The sequence below is a fragment of the Cryobacterium sp. PH31-AA6 genome, from assembly GCF_030063195.1.
Lineage (GTDB): Bacteria > Actinomycetota > Actinomycetes > Actinomycetales > Microbacteriaceae > Cryobacterium.
In genome coordinates this window covers 18,785-39,452 of the sequence record NZ_JASISS010000011.1, presented here as the reverse complement: position 1 = coordinate 39,452, position 20,668 = coordinate 18,785, and the positions used below count along the sequence as shown (strand labels likewise).

17 protein-coding genes are annotated in these 20,668 nt (G+C 69.7%); 6 read left to right on the top strand and 11 right to left on the bottom strand.

What is annotated here, in order from left to right; all coding sequences use genetic code 11:
- Window positions 1–9: 9 nt before the first annotated feature.
- Both QMG61_RS09545 and QMG61_RS09540 read right to left on the bottom strand, forming a co-directional pair.
- Window positions 10–2,115, bottom strand: a complete 2,106-nt coding sequence (locus QMG61_RS09545; protein WP_283494113.1) for a transglycosylase domain-containing protein — start codon at window positions 2,113–2,115, stop codon at window positions 10–12.
- A gap of 64 nt (window positions 2,116–2,179) precedes the next feature.
- Window positions 2,180–3,886 carry a ribonuclease J gene (locus tag QMG61_RS09540; protein WP_283494112.1) on the bottom strand — a complete coding sequence of 569 codons (1,707 nt, stop codon included), beginning with the start codon at window positions 3,884–3,886 and terminating at the stop codon, window positions 2,180–2,182.
- Window positions 3,887–4,222: 336 nt separating this feature from the next.
- Here QMG61_RS09540 and QMG61_RS09535 point away from each other — a divergent pair, with 336 nt between their 5' ends.
- The gene (locus QMG61_RS09535; protein ID WP_283494111.1) at window positions 4,223–4,726 is read left to right on the top strand and encodes a glutathione peroxidase; all 504 of its coding nucleotides are present in this window, start codon (window positions 4,223–4,225) and stop codon (window positions 4,724–4,726) included.
- Window positions 4,727–4,839: 113 nt separating this feature from the next.
- On the opposite strand, the gene QMG61_RS09530 is transcribed toward QMG61_RS09535, so the two are convergent.
- The 5 genes from QMG61_RS09530 to QMG61_RS09510 are packed head-to-tail and all read right to left on the bottom strand — an operon-like array spanning window position 4,840 to window position 11,049.
- A complete protein-coding gene (locus tag QMG61_RS09530) occupies window positions 4,840–5,673 on the bottom strand; it encodes an HpcH/HpaI aldolase/citrate lyase family protein (protein WP_283494110.1) in 834 nt (277 codons plus the stop codon).
- Window positions 5,670–6,155, bottom strand: coding sequence for a MaoC family dehydratase (locus tag QMG61_RS09525; RefSeq protein WP_283494109.1), 486 nt, complete (start codon window positions 6,153–6,155; stop codon window positions 5,670–5,672). Before QMG61_RS09525 ends, QMG61_RS09530 begins: the two co-directional genes overlap by 4 nt.
- Before the next feature lie 12 nt (window positions 6,156–6,167).
- Window positions 6,168–7,334 (bottom strand): acyl-CoA dehydrogenase family protein, encoded by a 1,167-nt coding sequence (locus QMG61_RS09520; RefSeq protein ID WP_283494108.1) that lies wholly within the window; start codon window positions 7,332–7,334, stop codon window positions 6,168–6,170.
- Entirely contained in the window at window positions 7,331–9,433 is a 2,103-nt protein-coding gene (locus QMG61_RS09515) for an ATP-binding protein (protein WP_283494107.1), read from the bottom strand. Before QMG61_RS09515 ends, QMG61_RS09520 begins: the two co-directional genes overlap by 4 nt.
- Before the next feature lie 8 nt (window positions 9,434–9,441).
- On the bottom strand, window positions 9,442–11,049 hold the full coding sequence (locus tag QMG61_RS09510; protein WP_283494106.1) for a carboxyl transferase domain-containing protein: 1,608 nt from the start codon (window positions 11,047–11,049) through the stop codon (window positions 9,442–9,444).
- A 159-nt stretch (window positions 11,050–11,208) separates the two neighbouring features.
- Here QMG61_RS09510 and QMG61_RS09505 point away from each other — a divergent pair, with 159 nt between their 5' ends.
- Complete coding sequence (locus QMG61_RS09505) at window positions 11,209–11,832, top strand: TetR/AcrR family transcriptional regulator (RefSeq protein ID WP_283494105.1); 624 nt, start codon at window positions 11,209–11,211, stop codon at window positions 11,830–11,832.
- Window positions 11,833–11,929: 97 nt separating this feature from the next.
- Here QMG61_RS09505 and QMG61_RS09500 read toward each other — a convergent pair whose 3' ends face one another.
- The 4 genes from QMG61_RS09500 to pdhA all read right to left on the bottom strand — a co-directional run bounded on the left by QMG61_RS09500 (window position 11,930) and on the right by pdhA (window position 16,231).
- Window positions 11,930–12,592: a 4a-hydroxytetrahydrobiopterin dehydratase gene (locus QMG61_RS09500; RefSeq protein WP_283494104.1), complete on the bottom strand. Its 663-nt coding sequence runs from the start codon at window positions 12,590–12,592 to the stop codon at window positions 11,930–11,932.
- A 50-nt stretch (window positions 12,593–12,642) separates the two neighbouring features.
- On the bottom strand, window positions 12,643–14,028 hold the full coding sequence (locus tag QMG61_RS09495) for a dihydrolipoamide acetyltransferase family protein (protein WP_283494103.1): 1,386 nt from the start codon (window positions 14,026–14,028) through the stop codon (window positions 12,643–12,645).
- A complete protein-coding gene (locus QMG61_RS09490; protein ID WP_283494167.1) occupies window positions 14,025–14,987 on the bottom strand; it encodes an alpha-ketoacid dehydrogenase subunit beta in 963 nt (320 codons plus the stop codon). Before QMG61_RS09490 ends, QMG61_RS09495 begins: the two co-directional genes overlap by 4 nt.
- Window positions 14,988–15,121: 134 nt before the next feature.
- Window positions 15,122–16,231: a pyruvate dehydrogenase (acetyl-transferring) E1 component subunit alpha gene (gene pdhA, locus QMG61_RS09485; protein ID WP_283494102.1), complete on the bottom strand. Its 1,110-nt coding sequence runs from the start codon at window positions 16,229–16,231 to the stop codon at window positions 15,122–15,124.
- A gap of 134 nt (window positions 16,232–16,365) precedes the next feature.
- Between pdhA and QMG61_RS09480 the strand changes: the two genes are divergently transcribed.
- The 4 genes from QMG61_RS09480 (at window position 16,366) to QMG61_RS09465 (ending at window position 20,664) form a co-directional block, all read left to right on the top strand.
- Complete coding sequence (locus QMG61_RS09480; RefSeq protein WP_283494101.1) at window positions 16,366–16,878, top strand: Lrp/AsnC family transcriptional regulator; 513 nt, start codon at window positions 16,366–16,368, stop codon at window positions 16,876–16,878.
- A 326-nt stretch (window positions 16,879–17,204) separates the two neighbouring features.
- Entirely contained in the window at window positions 17,205–17,690 is a 486-nt protein-coding gene (locus tag QMG61_RS09475) for an NADH-quinone oxidoreductase subunit B family protein (RefSeq protein ID WP_283494100.1), read from the top strand.
- Window positions 17,687–19,705, top strand: coding sequence for a proton-conducting transporter transmembrane domain-containing protein (locus QMG61_RS09470; RefSeq protein ID WP_283494099.1), 2,019 nt, complete (start codon window positions 17,687–17,689; stop codon window positions 19,703–19,705). The genes QMG61_RS09475 and QMG61_RS09470 overlap by 4 nt, the downstream gene beginning before the upstream one ends.
- Window positions 19,702–20,664: a respiratory chain complex I subunit 1 family protein gene (locus QMG61_RS09465; protein ID WP_283494098.1), complete on the top strand. Its 963-nt coding sequence runs from the start codon at window positions 19,702–19,704 to the stop codon at window positions 20,662–20,664. Before QMG61_RS09470 ends, QMG61_RS09465 begins: the two co-directional genes overlap by 4 nt.
- The last annotated feature ends 4 nt before the right edge of the window (window positions 20,665–20,668 follow it).

The window sequence follows — 20,668 nt, the reverse complement described above, 5'->3', positions numbered from 1 at the left end:
TGCAGCGGATCAGCGGGTCATGCTCCGCGGCGGGTCGGCGAACTCGTCGCCGCCGTATTTGGCGTTGGCGACGCTCATCACGGCGGGCCACATCCGGTGCCGTGCGGTCGCCGCCTGACCGCCGTCGAAGTATGTTTCGCGCTGGTCTTCGCCGGTGCCGGACACCGTCACGACGCCGACGACGGTGGCGACCTTGGTGCTCGCCCCGGCCATCCAGGTGTCCTTGTTCTCGTCGGTGGTGCCGGTCTTGCCGATCATCGGCACCTCTGGGTCCGTCGCTCGACGCGACGGCGCCCCCGTGCCGCTGGTCATCACCCGCTGCATCGCATAGCTCATCCCCGCGGCGACATCCGGCGTGACGGACTGCGTGCACGTCGACTTCGGCACCGGCAGCTCCGTCCCGTCCGTGCCGACCATCCGGTCGATCAGGACCGGCGTGCAGGTGGTTCCGTTGTTGGCGATGCCGGCGTACGCGGCCGCCATGGTGAGGGGGGCGATCTCGTTGGTACCCAGGACCGAGGCCGCGCCCTGCTGGAGCGGGTCTCCATCGGCCCGGTGCACTCCGAAGGCCTCGGCGGTCTTGCGGATGCCGCACAGGTCCAGTTTCTTCGCCATGCCGATGAATCCGGTGTTGATCGAGCTGATCGTGGATTCGAGGGCGGAGTAGTACCAGTCGTTCTCATAGGACGCGTCGTTGCTGGGGTCGAAACTCGTGCCGTATTCCTGGGGACCATTGCAGCTGTCCTCGAAGACACCCCAATCGGAGCGCTCCCGGGAACTGACCGAGTCGGCGAGGGAGTTGCCCTCCTTCAGCCATTCGGCCAGGGTGAAGACCTTGTAGGTCGACCCGGTCTGGAAGCCGGTCGACCCACCCTGGGAGTAGTCGGTGTTGAAGTTGATCCCGGTGGCATCGGGGTTCTCCGCCGCGACAGCGGATTCCTGGGTGTAGTCCTTGTTCTGGGTCATCGCGAGCACCCGACCGGTGCCGACGCCCACGCTGGTGATGACCCCGCCGACGTCCCAGCCGTCGTAGGACTTCGGGACGTTCTCGGCCAGGGTGGCCTCGGCCGCCGCCTGCAGGTCGAGGTCGAGGGTCGTGTACACGTCAAACCCACCAAGCCGGAAGTTGGCCAGCCTGGTGGCGCGATCCGCGCCAAAGGCGGGGTCGTCCCGGAGGGTGCGCAGGACCAGGTCACAGAAATACGCGCCACCGGCCGCGGTCTGGCAGCCGGTGCTCGGCTCTGAGATGGTCGGTTCGACCGGCGCTGCGACTGCGGCATCGTGGTCGGCCTTGCTGATCTTCTTGTGCTTCAGCATCTCGCCGAGGATGTAGTCGCGTCGAACCTTGTTGTCCGCGTAGCCGTTGGCCGCACCGTTGCTGGTGCTCTCCGGCTTGTCGAGCTGGAACTTGACCGGGTTGTTCACGATCGCGACGAGGCTCGCCGCCTGGGGAAGAGTCACCGCGGCCGCCGTGCTGTTGAAGTAGTAGTTCGCCGCCGCTTCGATTCCGTAGATGGAGCCGCCGAAGCCGGTGATGTTCAGGTACTGGCGCAGGATGTCGGTCTTGGACGACTTCTTCTCCAGGCCGATCGCGAGGCTCATTTCCTTGAGCTTGCGGTCGGGGGTGGTCTCGGTGGCGGTGTCGTAGCACTGGGTGCGCTCGTCCGGGTCGGCCAGGGTCTCGCACTTCTGCACCAGCACGTTCTTGACATACTGCTGGGTGATCGACGACCCGCCGCGGGCCGTACCGGTCACCAGCGTCGAGACAAGACCGGCGACGGTTCCCCAGATATCGATCGCGCCGTGCTCGTAGAAGCCCGGGTCCTCGGCTGAGGTCGTCGCATCCTTCACGAACGGGCTGATCGCATTCGCGGGGACCTCGACCCGGTTCTGGTCGTAGAAGGACGCGAGCAGGTGCGGCGTGCCGTCGCTGTTGGTCGCGTAGACGTTGCTCTTCTGCGACAGTCGGCCGATTTCCAGGTCGTCGGGCAGGCTCACGACGAGGGCGACCACGGACGTGGCCAGTATCGCAACGATGACGCCGGCGGCGATCAGAACGATCGATCGACGGCGCACGCGGCGCGACTTTTTCCTGCTGCGAAATTCAGTACTCATGTAAGAGGTCACTTCCGGGTTCGGCGGAGACGAAGGCCGCCGGGTGGGGCCCGGCGGCATCCGTTTACGCGTCGACGACGACCGAGGTGATCACGGGAATGCGGCGGTACTTGCGCTGCATCCAGCGGGTCACGCTCTGGGTGAAGATGTCTTCGAGCTGCGGGCCGTCGACGATCTTGATCTTGTTGGCCGCGCGGAGGGCGTCGTCGATCGACTTAGTCGCTCCGGCGATCCATTCCTTGTCCTGCACGAAACCGCGTGCGATGAACTCGACCGGTTCGGTGAGCGTACCGGTGCGGGTGTCCAGGATTCCGAGGATGGTCACGGCGCCGTCGTTGGCGAGCTGCACGCGGTCGGCCAGGGCCTCATGGGTCGCACCCGTGCCGATGGTGACTCCACCGTTGCCGGTCATGCCGTCGACGAAGATGAGCTCGCAGGCGACGCGGCCGGTGACCCTGGCGAGGCCGTCAATGAGGTCGACGACGACGCCGTCCTCGACGATCAGGACCTGCTCCTCCGGGATGCCGGTGCGCACGGCCAGGTCGGCGTTCGCCTTGAGGTGGCGCCATTCACCGTGGATCGGCATGACGTTCTTCGGCTTGACGAGGTTGTAGCAGTAGACGAGCTCGCCTGCACTTGCGTGGCCGGAGACGTGGACCCGGGCGTTGCCCTTGTGCACGACGTTGGCACCCCAGCGGGTGAGGCCGTTGATCACCCGGTAGATCGAGTTCTCGTTTCCGGGGATCAGGGAGCTGGCCAGGAGCACGGTGTCGCCCTCGCCGATCTTGATCTGGTGTTCCCGGTTGGCCATCCGCGACAGCGCGGCCATCGGTTCGCCCTGCGAGCCGGTGCAGATGAGCACGACCTTGTCGTCCTTCATCCGGTCGAACGCCTTGACGTCGACGATGAGGCCCTTGGGCACCTTGAGGAATCCGAGCTTCTCGGCGATGGCCATGTTGCGCACCATCGAGCGGCCGACGAAGGCGACCTTGCGGTTGTGGCGCGCAGCGGCGTCGATGACCTGCTGGATGCGGTGCACGTGGCTCGCGAAGCTGGACACGATGATCCGGCGCGGCGCGGTGCGGAAGACCGAATCAATGGCCGGACGGATGTCCTCCTCGGTCGTCGTGAATCCGGGCACCTCGGCGTTGGTCGAGTCGGTCATGAACAGGTCGACGCCCTCTTCACCGAGGCGGGCGAAGCCGGGCAGGTCGGTCAGGCGATTGTCGAGCGGGAACTGGTCCATCTTGAAGTCGCCGGTGGCGAGCACCAGGCCGGCCTCGGTGCGGATCGCGATGGCGAGTCCATCGGGGATGGAGTGGTTGACCGCGAGGAACTCGAGGTCGAAGACGCCGGCCTTGCGGCGCTCGCCTTCCTTGACCTGGATCAGGCGCGGAACGATGCGGTGTTCCTCCATCTTGGCGCTGAGGAAGGCGAGGGTGAGCTCCGACCCGATGATCGGGATGTCCTTGCGCTCGCGCAGGAGGTACGGGACGCCGCCGATGTGGTCTTCGTGACCGTGGGTGAGCACGATCGCCTCGATGTCCTGGAGCCGCCCGCGGATGGCGGAGAAGTCGGGCAGGATAACGTTGATGCCGGGCTGGGTCTCTTCGGGGAAGAGGACGCCGCAGTCCACGATGAGCAGTTTGCCCTTGTGCTCGAAGACGGTCATGTTGCGGCCGATTTCGCCGAGGCCGCCGAGGGGCGTGATGCGGAGGCCGCGCTTCGGCAATGCCGGGGGCGTGGACAGGTCAAGCTCGTGCTTGGTCAATGAAACTCATTTCTCAGGGTGAGACCGCGCGCGAAGCAATCAGGTCTCGGTCGGTGGACCGGCGTGCGGCCCTGGTGAACGGGTGGTGCAAAGTTTGGTGAAAGCGCCTCGCCCCGGCGGATGTGGCCGGGCTACAGGCCCGACTGGCAACGGTGCCTGGGCCGACTCGCGCCGGCGGCTCTGCCACGATCGCGTGGCCGCCGGTGCCGGCAGGCGTGATGATGGCGACTCTCCAGCCTACCGCACGCCGGTCCCGGAGCGGTCCGACGGTTGCCTGCGGGGATTCCCCCAGCAACTGCCCAGCGTTCTCGAAGCGGAAATCGATAGTCTCCAAATATGTCAGCCGCAGCGCTCTACGAGACCCCGCTCACCCTCATCGATGGAACCGAAACCACCTTCGGCCAGTTCAGGGACAAGACGGTCCTGATCGTCAACGTTGCCTCGAAGTGCGGGTTCACACCGCAGTACGCCGGCCTCGAGGCGCTCTACCAGAAGTACGCGGACGATGGCCTGGTCGTGCTCGGCCTGCCCTGCAACCAGTTCATGGGCCAGGAGCCCGGCGACGCGGCGTCGATCGAGTCGTTCTGCCAGCTGAACTTCGGCGTGACGTTCCCGCTGACCGAGAAGGTCGACGTGCGCGGCAAGCACCAGCACCCGCTCTACGCCCAGCTCACCCAGTTCAAGTCCGGCCTGCTCCCCGGGCTGATCAAGTGGAACTTCGAGAAGTTCCTGGTCAGCCCGACCGGGGAAATCGTTGACCGATTCGCCTCGACCGTCGAACCGGGCTCAGACGAGGTTGTCCGGGCGATCGAGAACACCCTGGCATCCAGGGCCGCCTGACCACTCCCCGCCCATCTCCCCCGCCGCACTCCTTCGCCGAACTGTGACTTGTGTACCGTTTCGCCGGCCAACACCGTGCACAACTCACAGTTCGGCGGAGTGAGGGCCGGGGATTAGTCGGTGGTGAGCCCGCTCGGGTCGGTGGGCGCGGCGCGGCGCAGCACGGCCTCGGCGTGCCGGAGCAGCGGGGCGTCGATCATCCGCCCCTGGTACGCGAACACGCCGTCCTCGCCGGCGGCCGCCTCCAGGATCGCCCAGGCCGCGGCGACCTCCTCGGCGGTGGGCCGGAAGGCATCCCGGATCACCGAGACCTGGCTGGGGTGGATGCACGCGGTGGCCCGGAAACCGCTCGCCACGGCGTCGGCGACCTCGGCCGCCAGGCCGGCCAGGTCGGGGATGGCCAGGAATACCCCGTCCACCGCCGCCTTCCCATGCGCCCCGGCGGCCAGCAGCACGGCCGAGCGGGCGTACCGGGCGATGGCCCGGTAGCTGCCGTCTGCGAACCGGCTCGAGCTTCCGCCGAGAGAGGCAACGAGGTCGTCCGCGCCCCACATCAGCGCGACCGCATTGGGTTCGGCCGCGATCGAGGGGGCCGCGAGCACCCCGGCTGCGGTCTCACAGAGCGCGATCACCTCGAACCGGGCGAGCCGGCGCAGTTGTGCCGCGTCGACGGTCTTGGGCAGCATCACCGTGCGGTAGGCGGTCTCGTCCAGCGCTTCGAGGTCGAGGGCGAAGTCGGGCGTGCCGCCAGGGTTGACCCGCACGATGGTGCGTTCCGGGTCGAGCGGATGCGCGATCAGCGCGCCTCTGGCCCTGGCCCGGTTGTGCGGCAGGACAGCGTCTTCGAGGTCGATGATCACCGCGTCGGCCCGGTCGGCCGCCTTGCGGTAGCGGTCGGGCCGGTCCGCGGGGCAGAACAGGAGCGCCGGTCCGAGGTCGAAGCTCACGGCGCCTCCTCCTCGCACCAGACGAGCACGGTGCGCACGGCGGTCGCCACCACGTCGCCGGACTGGTTGCGCCCGGTGTGGCCGAGCGTGACGATGCCCTGGCCGGGCCGTGACGCGGACAGCCGTTTTGCGGTCACAATGGTCTCCGAGTAGAGCGTGTCACCGTGGAACAACGGATGCGGGAAGGTCACCTCGGCGAAACCGAGGTTCGCCACGATCGTGCCCTGGGTGAGCTGGGCGACCGAGCTGCCGACCAGGGTGGACAGGGTGAACATGGAGTTGACCAGTCGCTGTCCGAACGGCTGGGTCGCCGCCCAGGCCGCATCAAGGTGCAGCGCCTGGCCGTTCATGGTCAGGGTGCTGAAGAGCACGTTGTCGGCCTCCGTGACCGTGCGACCCGGCCGGTGCAGGTAGCGCACCCCGAGGTCGAACTCCTCGTAGTACAGCCCGCGCTGTTCGATGGTGCGGCGTTCGTCGATCATTCTCGGTCCCTCCTAGCCGGTGAAGCCCAGTGCCCGCGAGATCACCATGAGTTGGACCTCCGTGGTGCCCTCGCCGAGCTCGAGCACCTTGGAGTCGCGGTAGTGCCGGGCGACGGGGTTCTCGTTCATGAAGCCGTAGCCGCCGAAGATCTGGGTGGCGTCACGCGCGTTGTCCATCGCCGCTTCGCTGCCCACCATCTTGGCAATGGATGCCTCCATTTTGAAGGGCTGCCCGTTGACCATCTTCAGCGCCGCGTCGTGCCAGGCCAGGCGGGCGGTGTGCACGCGCGCCTGCATCCGGGCGATCTTGAACGCGATGTGCTGGTTCGACCCGATCGACCGGCCGAAGACGTTGCGGCTGTTCGCGTAGCGGATGGACTCCTCGAGGCAGCCCTGCGCGGCCCCGGTGCAGAGCGCGGCGAAGGCGATTCGTCCCTCGTCGAGGGTCTGCACGAAGTTCGCGAAACCGCGGCCCCGCTCCCCGAGGAGGTTCGCCTCCGGCACGCGAACATTGTCGAAGACGAGCGGGTGGGTGTCGGAGGTGTGCCAGCCGACCTTGTCGTAGGCCGGGAGCGCGGTGAAGCCGGGAGTGGGCGTCGGGACGAGGATCGCGGTGAGCTCCTTCTTGACCGAACCGTCCGGTCTGGTCTGCTCCCCGGTGACGGCGGTGACGGTGACCAGCCGGGTGATCTCGGAGCCCGAGTTGGTGATGAACTGCTTGGTGCCGTTGATGACCCAGTCCCCGCCCTCGAGGGCGGCGGTGGTCTTGGTGCCCGCGGCGTCGGAGCCGGCATCCGCCTCGGTGAGGCCGAACGCGGCGAGCGCGGATCCGCTGGCCAGGCGCGGCACCCACTCCTGCTTCTGCGCCTCGGTACCCCGGCGGTACACCGGCATGATGCCGAGGCCCACGCCGGCCTCGAGGGTGACGGCGATGCTCTGGTCGACGCGCGCGAGCTGCTCGACGGCGAGGCAGAGGGCGAAGTAGTCGCGGCCCTGACCGCCGTACTCCCTGGGGAACGGCAGGCCGAACAGGCCCATCTCCCCCATTTCGGCGATGATCCCGTAGGGCACGGCGCGCTTGGTGTCGTACTCGTACGCGGCGGGAGCGACGACCGTGTCGGCGAAGTCGCGCACCATGGCCTGCAGCTTCTGGTTGTCCTCGGTCAGTTCGTGGCTCATTGTGGTGCTCCCTTGTCTGCGTTGACGGTGGCGGTGTCGGGTTCCGGCGCATCCGGGTCTGGCGCGCCGGCGACCGTGGCGACGATCTGGTCGAGTTTGACCAGGTCGCCGGGTTTGAGGGTGACGGTGACGATTCCCGCGGTGGCCGCGGTGAGTTGGTGCTCCATCTTCATGGCCTCCACCGAGAGGATGGCCTGTCCGACGGTGACGCGGTCTCCGCTCGCCGCGTGCACGGCGACCACGGTTCCCGGCATCGGCGAACGCACGTCCGGGCTGGCCGCCCCCGCGACCCGGCCCAGCCCGGCGAGCTCGTCGGCGAGGGTCTCCGCTCCCGTGCGCTGCACGACGTCAACCGAGAAACCGTCGGCACCGATCCAGAGTCTGGCGCCGTCTGCGGCAATGGTGAACACCCGGCTGACGCCCGCGACCTCGACGCGGAAGGATTGTTCCCCGCCGCTCGCCGGGGTCCTCACCGGACCGCTCCTCGCCACCCCGAGGCTCGCCGGTACGGCCGTCCGGCCGTCGATCGAGACGGATGCCCCGCCGGGGGCCCCCAGGACGGCCACGGTGACGACCTCGGTCGGGCTCGTGGCCAGGACGTATCGGGTGGCAACGTGCGGGCCCATCCGCCAGCCCGTCGGTCGCGACCAGGCCGGGTCGGCGCCGGACGGGACGGACCAGGCCGCCCGGTGCAGGAAGAGGGCGGCGGCGGCCAGCACGTGGTCGTCGATGGTGCGAAACGCGAGCCCGGGCAGCTTGCGCTCGATCAGGCCCGTGTCGAGGCGGCCGGCGGCCACGTCCTTGTCCCGCACGAGCAGCCGCAGGTATTCCAGGTTGGTGCGCAGCCCGAGCACGAGGGTGTCGGCGAGGGCGCGGTCTAGCCGGGCGAGTGCCCCGACGCGGTCGGGCGCCCAGGCGACCACCTTGGCCAGCATCGGGTCGTAGTCGGCGGACACGACGAGGCCGGCGATCAGGGCGCTGTCCACTCGGATGCCGTCGCCGTGGGCCTCTCGAAGGGCCAGCACGGTGCCCGTGGTCGGCAGGAAACCGCGCTCGGGGTTCTCCGCGTAGACCCGGGCCTCGATCGCGTGCCCGGTCAGCACGATGTCCTCCTGCCGGTGGGCGAGCGGCTCCCCCGCGGCCACGCGCACCTGCCATTCGACCAGGTCGATGCCGGTGATCATCTCGGTGACCGGGTGCTCCACCTGGAGCCGGGTGTTCATCTCCATGAAGAAGAACTCATCGGGAGCCGCATCGGAGACGAGGAACTCGACCGTGCCGGCTCCGGTGTACCCGACGCTCAAGGCGGCCGAGCAGGCGGCCTCGCCGATCCGGGCGCGGGTGGCCTCGTCCAGGAGCGGCGACGGCGCCTCTTCGATGACCTTCTGGTGCCGGCGCTGGAGCGAGCATTCGCGTTCGCCGAGGTGGATGACGCCGCCGTGGGCGTCGGCGAGCACCTGCACCTCGATGTGGCGGGGGGTGCTGACGAAACGTTCGATCAGCAGGGTGTCGTCGCCGAAGGCCCCGGCCGCCACTCGCCTGGCGGTCACAAGCGCGGCCGCGAGTTCCTCCGGGCGATCGACGCGCAGCATGCCCTTGCCGCCACCGCCGGCCGAGGGTTTGATCAGCATCGGGTAGCCGATGTCCGGCGCGGCCTTCGTGAGCTGGTCGTCGGTTTGGCCGGGCAGGGACACCCCGGGGATGACGGGCACCCCGGACTCGGCGACATGGTTCTTGGAGCGGATTTTGTCGCCCATCACGGTGAGCGCGTGCACGCTGGGCCCGATGAAGACGACACCGGCGGCGGCGCAGGCCTGGGCAAAGGCCTGGTTCTCGCTGAGGAAGCCGTAGCCGGGGTGGATCGCCTGCGCACCGGTGGACCGCGCGGCGCCCAGGATCGCCTCGGGGTTGAGGTAGCTGAGCGAGGCCTTCGCGGGCCCGAGCCGCACCGCGACATCCGCCAGCCCGACATGTTTGGCGTCCCGGTCGGCGTCACTGTAGACGGCGACGGCGCGGATGCCGAGCCTCTGCAGGGTGCGGATGATGCGGCAGGCGATCTCGCCCCGGTTGGCGACGAGCACGGTGTCGAAGGTTGTCATGGTCTCTCTCACATCCGGAAGAGACCGAAGGCGGTCTCCGGCAGAGGGACGGCGGCCACGATGCCGAGGGCGAGGCCGAGCACGGTGCGGGTGTCGGCCGGATCGATGACCCCGTCGTCCCAGAGCCGGGCCGTCGAATAGTACGGGCTGCCCTGGTGGTCATATTGCTCGGTGATCGGGGCCTTGAACGCGGCCTCCTCTTCGGCCGACCACTGCCCGCCGGCCGCCTCCAACTGCTCGCGCTTCACGGTGGCGAGCACGGATGCCGCCTGCGGGCCGCCCATCACGGAGATGCGGCTTCCCGGCCACATCCAGAGGAACCGCGGCGAGTAGGCCCGGCCGCACATGGAGTAGTTGCCGGCGCCGAACGACCCGCCGATCACGACCGTGAGCTTGGGCACCCGGGTGCTGGCGACGGCGGTAACCATCTTCGCGCCGTGTTTGGCGATGCCGCCCGCCTCGTAGTCCCGGCCGACCATGAAGCCGGAGATGTTCTGCAGGAAGATCAGCGGGATGCCGCGCTGGTCGCAGAGTTCGATGAAGTGGGCGCCCTTCTGTGCCGACTCGGAGAACAGCACCCCGTTGTTGGCCACGATGCCGACGGGATGGCCGTGGAGGTGCGCGAAGCCGGTGATCAGGGTGCTGCCGTACTCCTTCTTGAACTCGTGGAACTCGCTGCCGTCGACGATCCGGGCGATCACCTCGTGCACGTCGTAGCGGCCCTGCACGTCGACGGGGACGGCGCCGTAGAGTTCCGACTCGTCGGCCAGGGGGGCGACCGGCGGCCGCACCTCCCAGGCCGGGGCGAGCGGCCGCGGCAGGGTGTCGACGATATCGCGCACGATCTGCAGGGCGTGCCGATCGTTCTCGGCGAGGTGGTCGGTGACGCCGGACGTCGTCGAGTGCAGTTCACCACCGCCGAGTTCCTCCGCGGTGACGATCTCTCCGATTGCGGCCTTCACGAGCGGCGGCCCGCCGAGGAAGATGGTGCCCTGCCCGCGCACGATGACCGTCTCGTCACTCATCGCCGGCACGTAGGCGCCGCCGGCGGTGCACGAGCCCATCACCGAGGCGATCTGTGGGATCTTCGCCGCGGACATCCGAGCCTGGTTGTAGAAGATCCGGCCGAAGTGATCGCGGTCGGGAAAGACGTCGTCCTGCATGGGCAGGAACGCCCCGCCGGAGTCGACGAGGTAGACGCACGGCAGCCGGTTCTCCAGGGCGATCTCCTGGGCACGGAGGTGCTTCTTCACCGTCATCGGGTAGTAGGTGCCGCCCTTGACGGTGGCGTCATTGGAGATGACCAGAACCGGGCGGCCGTGCACGAGGCCGATTCCGGCGATGATCCCCGCGCCGGGGCTGGCGTCCTGATAGAGCCCGTTGGCCGCCAGTGGCGCGATCTCGAGGAACGGGCTGCCCTGGTCGAGGAGCGCGTCGATGCGTTCGCGGGGCAGGAGCTTGCCGCGGGCGACGTGGCGTTGCCTGGACTTCTCCGGGCCGCCGAGGGCCACGACGGCGAGGCGCTGCCGGAGATCGGCGACGAGCGCGCGCTGGGCCGAGTCGTTCTCGGCGAATGCCGGACTGGTCGGGTCGATCCGACTCGCGAGTGTCTCCATCGACGACTTCCCGTTCGTGCACACCTGGTCTGGTTCCCGGCCTTATTACCGGGAGACAGTTCGCCACGCATCCGATACAGTTAGTGATCACTAACCGAAAATTCAGGTTAGCGGTTCGTAACTGAGAAGTCCAGACCCTCTGCCGGAAAGGAGCCGCCCGTGGCCACGATTGCGCCGTCCACCGGGCCGTCGACGCCGCGCAGCCGGGCGAAGGCCGACCGGCGTCTGGCGCTGCTCGAGGCCGCCGCGGGGCTCTTCGCCCGTTCGGGCTTCAACGGCGTGTCGATTGAGGATCTGGGCGCGGCCGCCGGTGTGAGCGGCCCGGCGGTCTACCGGCACTTCAGCGGCAAGCAGGCCGTGCTCGCCGCGCTTCTGGTCGGGGCGAGCGCCGACCTCGTCGCGGGCGGCCGCACGGTCGTCGCCACGGAACCGGATGCCGCGGCGGCCCTCCGCTCGCTCGTGCGCTTCCACCTGGCCTTCGCCCTGGCCAATCCCGACGTCATCCGGGTGCAGGACCGGGACCTGGACAGCCTCGCCGACACCGAGCGCCACGAGGTGCGCGCCCTGCAGCGGGCCTATGTGGAACTGTGGGTGCGCCTGCTCGGCAGCGTGCACCCCGCGGTTGAGGCGCAGCTGTTGCGGATCAGGGCGCAGGCCACGTTCGGACTGCTCAACTCGACTCCGCACAGCATGCAGGCCTCGTCGGCGCGCACCGTGCGGCCCGTGCTCGAGGAGATGGCGCTCGCCGCCCTGGGCGTACCCGTCGCCCCCGGAACCGCCTGAGCTCGCTGCGCGGGCGGCACGCCGCTGCGCGGGGGCTGCGCCACCCGCGCAGCGGCGCAGCACCCGCGGGACGGCGTGCGGCGGGTGCGGTGGCGGCTCAGTACGGCGTGGTGCAGACGCAGAGCTCGTTGCCGTCGACATCCGCCAGCACCCACCAGTCGGGGGCGTGTTCGTCGGTGAGCAGCGCCCCGCCCGCCTCGATGACCGCCCGCACGCGATCCTCGGCGTCACTGGTGGGCAGATACACGTCGAGGTGGATCCGGTTGCGGTCGGTGCGGGCGATCTCCATGTGCTGGAACCAGACCTTCGGGCCGTCGCCGCGCGGGTCGACGAGTTCGATGCCGTCACTCGTGTCGAGTTCGACGTAGCCCAGCCCGACCCGCCAGAACGCACGAATCACCTCGGCGTCGGTGCTGTCGATCGCCACGTCGTAGCGGGCCGGGGCCGGCCGGGCGCGCTCGGCGCCCTGGGCATCGGCGAGCTCCTGGCAGCGCAGGGCCAGGGCGAGGTCCCGCTCGGTGACCCCGCCGGCGTCGTGGGAGTGCAGCCGGATGCCGACGGTGCCGTAGCCGAGGCGAACCTCCGGGTGGTGGTTCATCGCATCCGCCGCCTCCGCGATCGCGGCGACCAGACGGGCCGCCGAGCCGAAGTCGGTGGTGCTGAAGCCGCCGTGCAGGGTGCCGTCCAGGTGCACGAAGGCACCCCCGGCGAGCACGGACTCGGTCTGGACGGGGCTGAGGATGGTGCGCGCTGGACTCATGCCCCCACTGTGCTCCGAAGGCGGCGGCCGGTCAACCTGTCCCGGCCCGGCTAGACCATGGTCAGGACCATGGCCGGGTCGGCCAGAATGGTGCCGACGTCGACGAGGAATCTGGCGCCCTGCTCACCGTCGACCAGCCGGTGGTCGAAGGACAGACTGAGCGTCATCACCTGGCGCAGCGCGATCTCGCCGCGGTGCTCCCACGGTTGGCGACGGATGCCGCCGAGGGCCAGAATGGCCGCCTCGCCCGGGTTGAGGATCGGCGTTCCGGCGTCGATGCCGAAGACCCCGACGTTGGTGATCGAGATGGTTCCGCCGCGGAGCGACTCCGCGGCCGTTGTGCCGGCCCTGGCCGTCTCGGTCAGCCCGGCGAGCGCCGCGGCGAGGTCGGCGAGGCCGAGCCGGTCGGCATCCGGAATGTTGGGCACGAGCAGTCCGCGCGGCGTCGCGGCCGCGATCCCGAGGTTGACGTAGTGGTACTGCACGATTTCCCCGGCCGCCTCGTCCCACCGGGTGTTCACGCTCGGGTTACGGGCGACGGCCAGGCAGAGCGCCTTCGCCACGACGGCGAGGATGCCGATCCGCACTCCCTGGAACGCCCGGTTCGTCCTGAGCGACTCGATCAGGTCCATGGTCGGCGTGACGTCGACGGTGAGGAACTCGGTGACGTGCGGCGCGGTGAAGGCGCTCCGCACCATCGCCGCCGCGGTGTGCTTGCGCACGCTCCGGATCGGGCTGCGGGTTTCCCGTTCCCCCGCTGCCGGGTCCGCGACGGATTCCGGGGCGGACTCCGGGGCGGACCGGTCGCTCCGGGCCTGCACGTCCTCCCTGGTGATCAGGCCGGTGGGTCCGGTTCCGGTGACCTGGGAAAGTTCGATGCCGAGTCCCCTGGCCAAGGCGCGAACGGGCGGGGTCGAGCGCGGCCTGGTCGCGGCGGGCTCCGAAACCGCGGCAGTCGCGGCGGGCTCCAGCGCTTCAACCGTGGCCGGCTCCGTCAGGTCAGCCTCGGCACCGGTGCGGGCGCGCCGGTGCGGCCTGCCCTGGCGTTCCGGCGCGGCACCGTAGCCGACGAGCACGGCCTCGCGCTCCTCCGCCGGGGCCGCGGCGCTCGCCTGGCCGGGCGGGTCGCTCGCCGCCGCGCCGCCCGCACGGCCGGCACCCTCGGTGCCGGCCGGTTCGGTGCCGGCCGGTTCGGTGCCGGCCACCTCGAATGAGACGATCGGCTCGCCGACATGCACGACCGTTCCCGGCTGTTGGTGCAGTTCGTGGACGACGCCGGCGAACGGCGACGGGAGTTCGACGACGGCCTTGGCGGTCTCCACGTCGGCGATGAGCTGGTTCAACTCGACGGTGTCGCCCGGCGCCACCCGCCAGGCCACGATCTCGGACTCGGTCAGCCCCTCGCCGAGGTCGGGGAGCCGGAACACCTTGATCATCGCCGACGCCCCAATGCGCGGTCGACGCCATCGAGGATCCGGTCGAGGTCGGGCAGGTGGTGGCTCTCCAGCTTCGCCGCCGGATACGGGATGTCGAAGCCGGTGACCCGCACGGGCGCGGCCTCGAGGTAGTCGAAGCAGCGTTCGGTGATCACCGCCGCGATCTCCCCGCCGAGCCCCCCTGAGCGGGCGGCCTCGTGGGTGATGACGAGTCGGCCGGTCTTCCGCACGGAGGCCTCGATGGTCTCGTAGTCCACCGGGGAGAGCGAGCGCAGGTCGATGACCTCGACCGAGACGCCCTCGTCGGACGCGGCGAGCGCGGCATCCCTCGCCGTGGTCACCAGCGCCCCATAACAGAGCAGGGTGACGTCGGTGCCCGCGGCGACGATCGCCGCGCGCTCCATCGGCTGGCCGAGCTCCGGCGAGACCTCGCCCTTGACGTGGTAGCGGCGCTTGGGTTCGAAGTAGAGCACCGGGTCATCCGAGGCGATCGCCTGGCGGATGAGGCCGTAGGCGTCCTGCGGGTTGGAGACCGCGACCACGCGCAGCCCGGAGGTGTGGGTGAAGTAGGCCTCCGGCGACTCCGAGTGGTGCTCCGCCGCGCCGATTCCGCCACCGAACGGCACCCGGATGGTGATCGGCATGCTCACCCGGCCCTGGCTGCGGTAGTGCAGCTTGGCCACCTGGCTGACGATCTGGTCGAAGCCGGGGAAGATGAACCCGTCGAACTGAATCTCGCAGACAGGGCGGTAACCGCGGTAGGCAAGGCCGACCGCGGTGCCGATGATCGCGGACTCGGCCAGCGGCGTGTCGATCACCCGGCGCGCGCCGAATTCGGCGAGCAGGTCCTGGGTCACCCGGAAGACGCCGCCGAGCAGGCCGATGTCCTCGCCGAGCAGCACCACCTTCGGGTCGTCGAGCATGGCCTGACGGAGTCCGGCGTTGATCGCCTTGGCCATGGTCAGGGTGGTCGTCGTTTCCAGCGGCTCCGGGGTGCGCGGCGCGGCCACAGGCTCCCGGGCATCGCCGCCGGCGCCGGTCGTCTGGCCGAGTGGGGCGGATGCCGTCGGCCTCGTCATGGCGGTCATGGTCATCACGCGTTCCCTCCGGTGGTTTCGAAACTTGCCAGGTAGTGGGCGTACTCGGTCCGCTGACGGTCGAGGGTGGCGTTGGGGGTGGCGAAGACGTGGTCGAAGACCGTGAGCGGCTCCGGGTCGGCCAGGCCGATGCAGCCGGCCCGCAGCTCGGCGGCCGCGGCATCCGCCAGTCCCGTGGTCTGGGCGACGAGCTCGGCGGTGAGGAGCCCCCCCCAGTCCAGCAACCGCTCGACCCGCAGGATCGGGTCCTTGGCCTTCCATTCCTCCAGCTCGGCGGCCGGACGATAGCGGGTGGGATCGTCGGCCGTGGTGTGCGGCCCCATCCGATAGGTGACCGCCTCGATGAACGTCGGCCCCCCGCCGGTGCGGGCGCGGTCCAGCGCAATCCGGGTGGCCGCGAGAACGGCGAGCACGTCGTTGCCGTCGACCCGAATGCCGGGGATACCGAAGCCGAGCGCCCGGTCGACCAGGTTGGCACGGGACTGGAGGCCGACCGGCTCGGAGATCGCCCACTGGTTGTTCTGGCAGAAGAAGACGACCGGCGCCTGGAAGCTGGCGGCGAAGACCAGAGCCTCGCTCACGTCGCCCTCACTCGTGGCACCGTCGCCGAAGTAGGCCACCGCCACCGAGTCGGTGCCGTCGAACTTGGCGCCGAGGGCCCATCCGGTGGCATGGAGGGTCTGCGCGCCGATGATGATCGCCGGCGCCGCCATGCCAACGGAGTACGGGTCCCAGCCGGATTGCGCGTTGCCGCGCCACACCCGCACGATGTCGGTCAGGCTGACCCCGCGGCACCACGCCACGGCGTTCTCGCGGTAGCTGGTGAAGACGAAGTCGTCGGGGCGGAGGGCTCTGGCCGAGCCGACCTGGGCGGCCTCCTGGCCGAGCAGCGGCGGCCACAGGCCGAGCTCCCCCTGCCGCTGCAGCGCCGTCGCCTCGGTGTCGATCCGTCGCACGACGACCATGTCCTGGTACAGGCCGACGAGGTCCGCAGCAGAGACATCCTCCAGCCAGGGATCGGCCGTGTCCGATGCCACCCGCGCGCCATCCGGTGACACGAGCTGTAAGAGATTGGCGGGGGTGTACCCCGTGAATGAGTCTGACATTGTGAGCCGCTCCCAGCGTCGTTGCCGAAGTTGTTGAGAGCGTACGTTCACGCGGCACGGAGCACAACCATCTCGAGAGAGACTGGGCATTCTGCTCTATTCAGGGGTCCTTCTGCGTGCTAATCTCGTGCACTATGCACAGCCTGGACAGAGTCGACCTACAGTTGCTCCGCGCCCTGTGCGTCGATCCGCGCAGCACCTTCGTCGCCCTCGCCCAGCAGCTCCGGCTCTCCCGGAACACCGTCCAGGCCCGGATGGCCAGGCTCGAGGAGTCGAAGGCGTTCCTCTCCTTTGACCGCCGGATCAGCCCGGTCGCCCTCGGCTACCCGCTGACCGCGTTCATCGAGGTGCACGTGCAGCAGAAACGCCTCGCCCAGATCATCGCCGAGCTCACCCTCATCCCGGAGATCGTGCAGGCGCACGGCATGAGCGGCCCGACCGACATCCTGGTGCGGGTGGTCTGCACGGATGCCGACGATCTCTTCCGGATCGACGGCACCATTCTCGCCTGCGAAGGCGTCGATCGCACCGAGACGTCGCTCGCCATGGGCGAGCTCATCCCCTACCGGGTCACCCCGCTGCTGGACCGTGCCGGACGCGACGCCGGCGTCGGCCGCAACGCCGCTGCGGACCGCACAGACACCTAGCCCGGCCCCCGGCCCCCGGCCCCCGGCCCCGGACCGCGCGCCCGCCCAGCCCGCGCCCGAATCCGCAGGGCGCGCCCGCGCCTGCGGGCGCATCCCGCCGATTTGGGCGCGGCGCTCGCGAGCGCGGCCACATTTCGACACATCTATTTGACAAATCCATCATATAGGCATATAAAGAAGTAATGATGTTTAGCGTGACGTTCGACCTGATGCCCGCCGGGTCCGCGCTGCTACTGTCAATGAAGGGCGAGCGCCCAGCGCACCAGCGGCCGCGAGAACCGAGAACGCGATGACAGCCAGCATCCACCCGATTACCGGGGCCTGAGGTGAGCGTCACGCGCCTGACCCGCCTGATCAGGCAGAGCGGACGCATCGCCGAGGCTGCCCCGCCGGCCCCCGACCTTTTCAGAGGCGCCGAGGTCTTCGGCGGCAGCGTGCAGGTGCGGTTCGTCAACGCCGGCGGTTGCAACGACTGCGCCCAGGAGGTAGCGAGCGCCTTCGGCCCGGTCTACGACGTGGAGCGTTACGGCATCCGGCTGGTGGCCTCGCCGCGGCACGCCGATGTGCTGCTGATCACGGGCGCGGTGACCCGGAACATGATCGAGCCGCTCCGGCGCACGGTCGACGCCACCCCCACCCCGCGCTTCGTCATCGCGGTCGGGGACTGCGCCCTCACCGGCGGCGTCTTTGCGGCGGGCTACGGGATCGCCGGAGTGGTGTCCGACTTCGTTCACGTCGACCTCTCCGTGCCCGGCAACCCGCCGGCCCCCGCCCTCATCGTCGAGGCCCTACGCCGGATGACCGGCCGATGACCAGCGTCGCGGCCGGGATGCTCGGCCAGGTTCTCCTGATGCTCACCGCCGTCGCCGCTGCCCTACTCACCTCGTCACGGTGGCGCTCGCGGGTGAGCGGCATCCTCTGCGCCCTGCTCGCCGGGGCCGGTGTCGTCACCGGCGCGCTCGCACTCTTCGGCGGTCGGGGTTCGCTGACCATCCCCACCGCCCTGCCCCTGGACCCGCTCGTCCTCTCCCCCGACCGCCTCGGCGGCCTGGTCATGCTCGTCGTGTCCGTGGTCGGCCTGCTCGCCTCGCTGTTCGGCATCGGCTCGGCCAGGGTCGCCTCCGCGTCCCGCACCGCCTGGGTGTCGATGGCCGTGTTCCTGTTCGGGATGCAGTTGGTGCCGGCCGCCACCGATGTCGTGTCGTTCCTGTTGTTCTGGGAGATCATGACACTGGGCTCGACGGCGCTGCTGCTGGCCCACCACGCGACCCGCGGCACGGTCGCATCCGCGCTGGTCTGGTACTCGGCGATGAGCCAGCTGAGCTTCTTCTTCGTGGTGGCCGGTTTCGCGGTGCTGGCCGGCGTCACCGGCGGAACCGGCTTCGCGGCGCTGGCGACGCTCGACCCCGCATCCTGGCAGGCGAGCCTGGCCTTCGTGCTGCTCCTTCTCGGCTTCGGTGGCAAGGCGGAACTCGTCCCCCTGCACGTCTGGGTTCCGCGGGTGCTACCGGAGGCCCCCGGCCATGTCGCCGCCGCGATGAGTGGCGCGATGGTCAACATCGGCGTCTACGGCGCCCTCCTGGTCTGCGTGCGGCTGCTGCCGAACGGACCGGCCTGGTGGGGCGTGCTGGTCATGGCCCTCGGCGCCGTGTCGGCGCTCTATGGGATCCTGCAGGCCTCGGTGGCCAGCAACCTCAAGGTTCTGCTCGCCTACTCCACCACCGAGAACATGGGCCTGGTCTTCCTCGGCCTCGGCGCCTCGGTGCTGCTGCGCGGCGACCACGCGACCGGCGCCGCCGATGCCGCCCTCCTGGCCGCACTGCTGCTGATGGTCAGCCACGCCGCGTTCAAGGCCACGCTGTTCCTCGGCGCCGGTGCGGTGGCCCGGTCCACCGGTGAGATGAACCTCGACCGGCTCGGCGGTCTCGGCAGCCGGATGCCGTGGACCGCCGCGGCCTTCGGAGCGGCCGCCCTCGGCGCCGCCGCCCTGCCGGTCACCGGCGGTTTCGTGGCCGAGTGGATGCTGCTGCAGGCCCTGGTGCACGGCTCCCGGGTCGGCGGGGAGGTCGTCTCCGTCACGGCATCCGTCGCCATGCCGCTCGCCGTCGCCGTGATCGCCCTCACCGCCGGGCTGGCCCTGCTCACCTTCGTCAAGGCCTACGGCATCGCCTTCCTCGCCCGCCCCCGCTCCGTGAAGGCGAAGCAGGCCCGCGAGGTCCCCGTGATCATGCGCGTCCCGCTCGCCATCGGCGCCATCCTCGTGGTCGGGCTCGGCCTGCTGCCCGGCCCGCTCGCCGAGGCACTCGCCTCGGCACTCGGACCGGCGTTCAGGCCGGACGTGCGCACGATCGGACTGGCCGGCATCGACGCCCGCGGAATCGACGTGGTGCTGGACCCGACCACCCTCCTCGCCCTCGCCGCCGTCCTGCTCGTCCCCGTGCTGATGGCCGTGCTCGCCTCGGCGAGGCGCCACCCCACCCGAGTGTCGCCCCTGCCCTGGGCCGGCGGCGGTTCCCGGCTGCGCCCACGGATGCAGTACACCGCGACCTCCTACGCCGAGCCCCTGGTGCGGGTCTTCGACGACGTGCTCCGCCCCACCCGCGACGTCGAGGTCACCCACGTCGGCGAGTCCCGCTACCTGGTCGAACGCGTCCACGTCGAGCAGAGTGTCTCCGACGTGATCGAGACCCGGCTCTACCGCCCCGTGCTCATCCTCGCCCAACGGTTCGGCGTTCGCGCCCGGCGGGCGCAGAACGGCAGCATTCACCGTTACCTGTCCTATTCCTTCCTTGCCCTGCTCGTCGTGCTGATCGTGGTGTCGCTGTGATATCGGGCGCTGTGAACCTCGCGGCGATCCCGATCGCCCTGCTGCAACTCGCGCTCTTCGTGTTCCTCGCTCCCCTGCTGATCGGCGTGATCCGCCAGGTGCGGGCCAGGCTTGAGGGGCGGGCGGGTTCCGGCCTCTGGCAACCGTGGCGCGACGTGCGCAAGCTCGTTGCCAAGGACCCGGTGCGTGCGGCGGACAGCAGCTGGATGCTCACGGTCGGCCCGGTCGCCCTCCTCGTCTCCAGCCTGCTGCTCTGCGTGCTGCTGCCCCTCGTCGGCACGCTGCCGTTGCCGCTGGTGCCGAGCGACCTCTTCGTCATCGTCTCGATCATGCTGATCGGCGTGGTGGCCCTGGCCCTGGTCGGCCTGGACGCGGGAACCGCGTTCGGCGGGATGGGTTCCAGCCGGCACATGACCGTGGCCGCCCTGGTCGAACCAACCCTGCTGCTGGCGGTCTACGCGCTGTCCATCCCGGCCGGCACCTCCACCCTGTCGCTGATCGTGGAGACCCGGCTGGAGAACCCGGCGGTGATCATCTCACCCGTGAGCCTGCTCGCGATGGTCGCCCTGGCCATCGCCATCATGGCCGAAACCAGCCGATTGCCGATCGACAACCCCTCCACCCACCTCGAACTGACAATGCTGCACGAGGCCATGGTTCTCGAGGCGTCCGGGCGCGACCTGGCCTGGCTCGAGTTGGGCTCCTGGCTCAAGCTCGCCGCCCTGCTCGGCCTGCTCAGCAACCTGATCCTGCCCTGGGGCGTTCTGACCGACTTCTCCGTGGCGGGCGTGCTCGTCGGCCTGGCCGCCGTCACCGTGAAGGTGCTCGTGCTCGGCGCCCTGCTCAGCGTCGGCGAGGTCTTCCTCGCCAAGGTGCGCCTGTTCCGGGTGCCCGAGTTGCTGGCGGGGTCGTTCGCCCTGGCCCTGCTCGCCGTGACCGCCTCCTACCTGGTCGCTTAGGAGC

Excerpts from the sequence above, each read along its gene's own strand:
- pdhA (WP_283494102.1), bottom strand. The coding sequence starts at position 16,231 with ATGTCAGACTCATTCACGGGGTACACCCCCGCCAATCTCTTACAGCTC.
- QMG61_RS09510 (WP_283494106.1), bottom strand. The coding sequence starts at position 11,049 with ATGGAGACACTCGCGAGTCGGATCGACCCGACCAGTCCGGCATTCGCC.
- QMG61_RS09470 (WP_283494099.1), top strand. The coding sequence starts at position 17,687 with ATGACCAGCGTCGCGGCCGGGATGCTCGGCCAGGTTCTCCTGATGCTC.
- QMG61_RS09535 (WP_283494111.1), top strand. The coding sequence starts at position 4,223 with ATGTCAGCCGCAGCGCTCTACGAGACCCCGCTCACCCTCATCGATGGA.
- QMG61_RS09490 (WP_283494167.1), bottom strand. The coding sequence starts at position 14,987 with ATGGCCAAGGCGATCAACGCCGGACTCCGTCAGGCCATGCTCGACGAC.
- QMG61_RS09515 (WP_283494107.1), bottom strand. The coding sequence starts at position 9,433 with ATGACAACCTTCGACACCGTGCTCGTCGCCAACCGGGGCGAGATCGCC.
- QMG61_RS09495 (WP_283494103.1), bottom strand. The coding sequence starts at position 14,028 with ATGATCAAGGTGTTCCGGCTCCCCGACCTCGGCGAGGGGCTGACCGAG.
- QMG61_RS09520 (WP_283494108.1), bottom strand. The coding sequence starts at position 7,334 with ATGAGCCACGAACTGACCGAGGACAACCAGAAGCTGCAGGCCATGGTG.
- QMG61_RS09545 (WP_283494113.1), bottom strand. The coding sequence starts at position 2,115 with ATGAGTACTGAATTTCGCAGCAGGAAAAAGTCGCGCCGCGTGCGCCGT.
- QMG61_RS09480 (WP_283494101.1), top strand. The coding sequence starts at position 16,366 with ATGCACAGCCTGGACAGAGTCGACCTACAGTTGCTCCGCGCCCTGTGC.
- QMG61_RS09500 (WP_283494104.1), bottom strand. The coding sequence starts at position 12,592 with ATGAGTCCAGCGCGCACCATCCTCAGCCCCGTCCAGACCGAGTCCGTG.
- QMG61_RS09525 (WP_283494109.1), bottom strand. The coding sequence starts at position 6,155 with ATGATCGACGAACGCCGCACCATCGAACAGCGCGGGCTGTACTACGAG.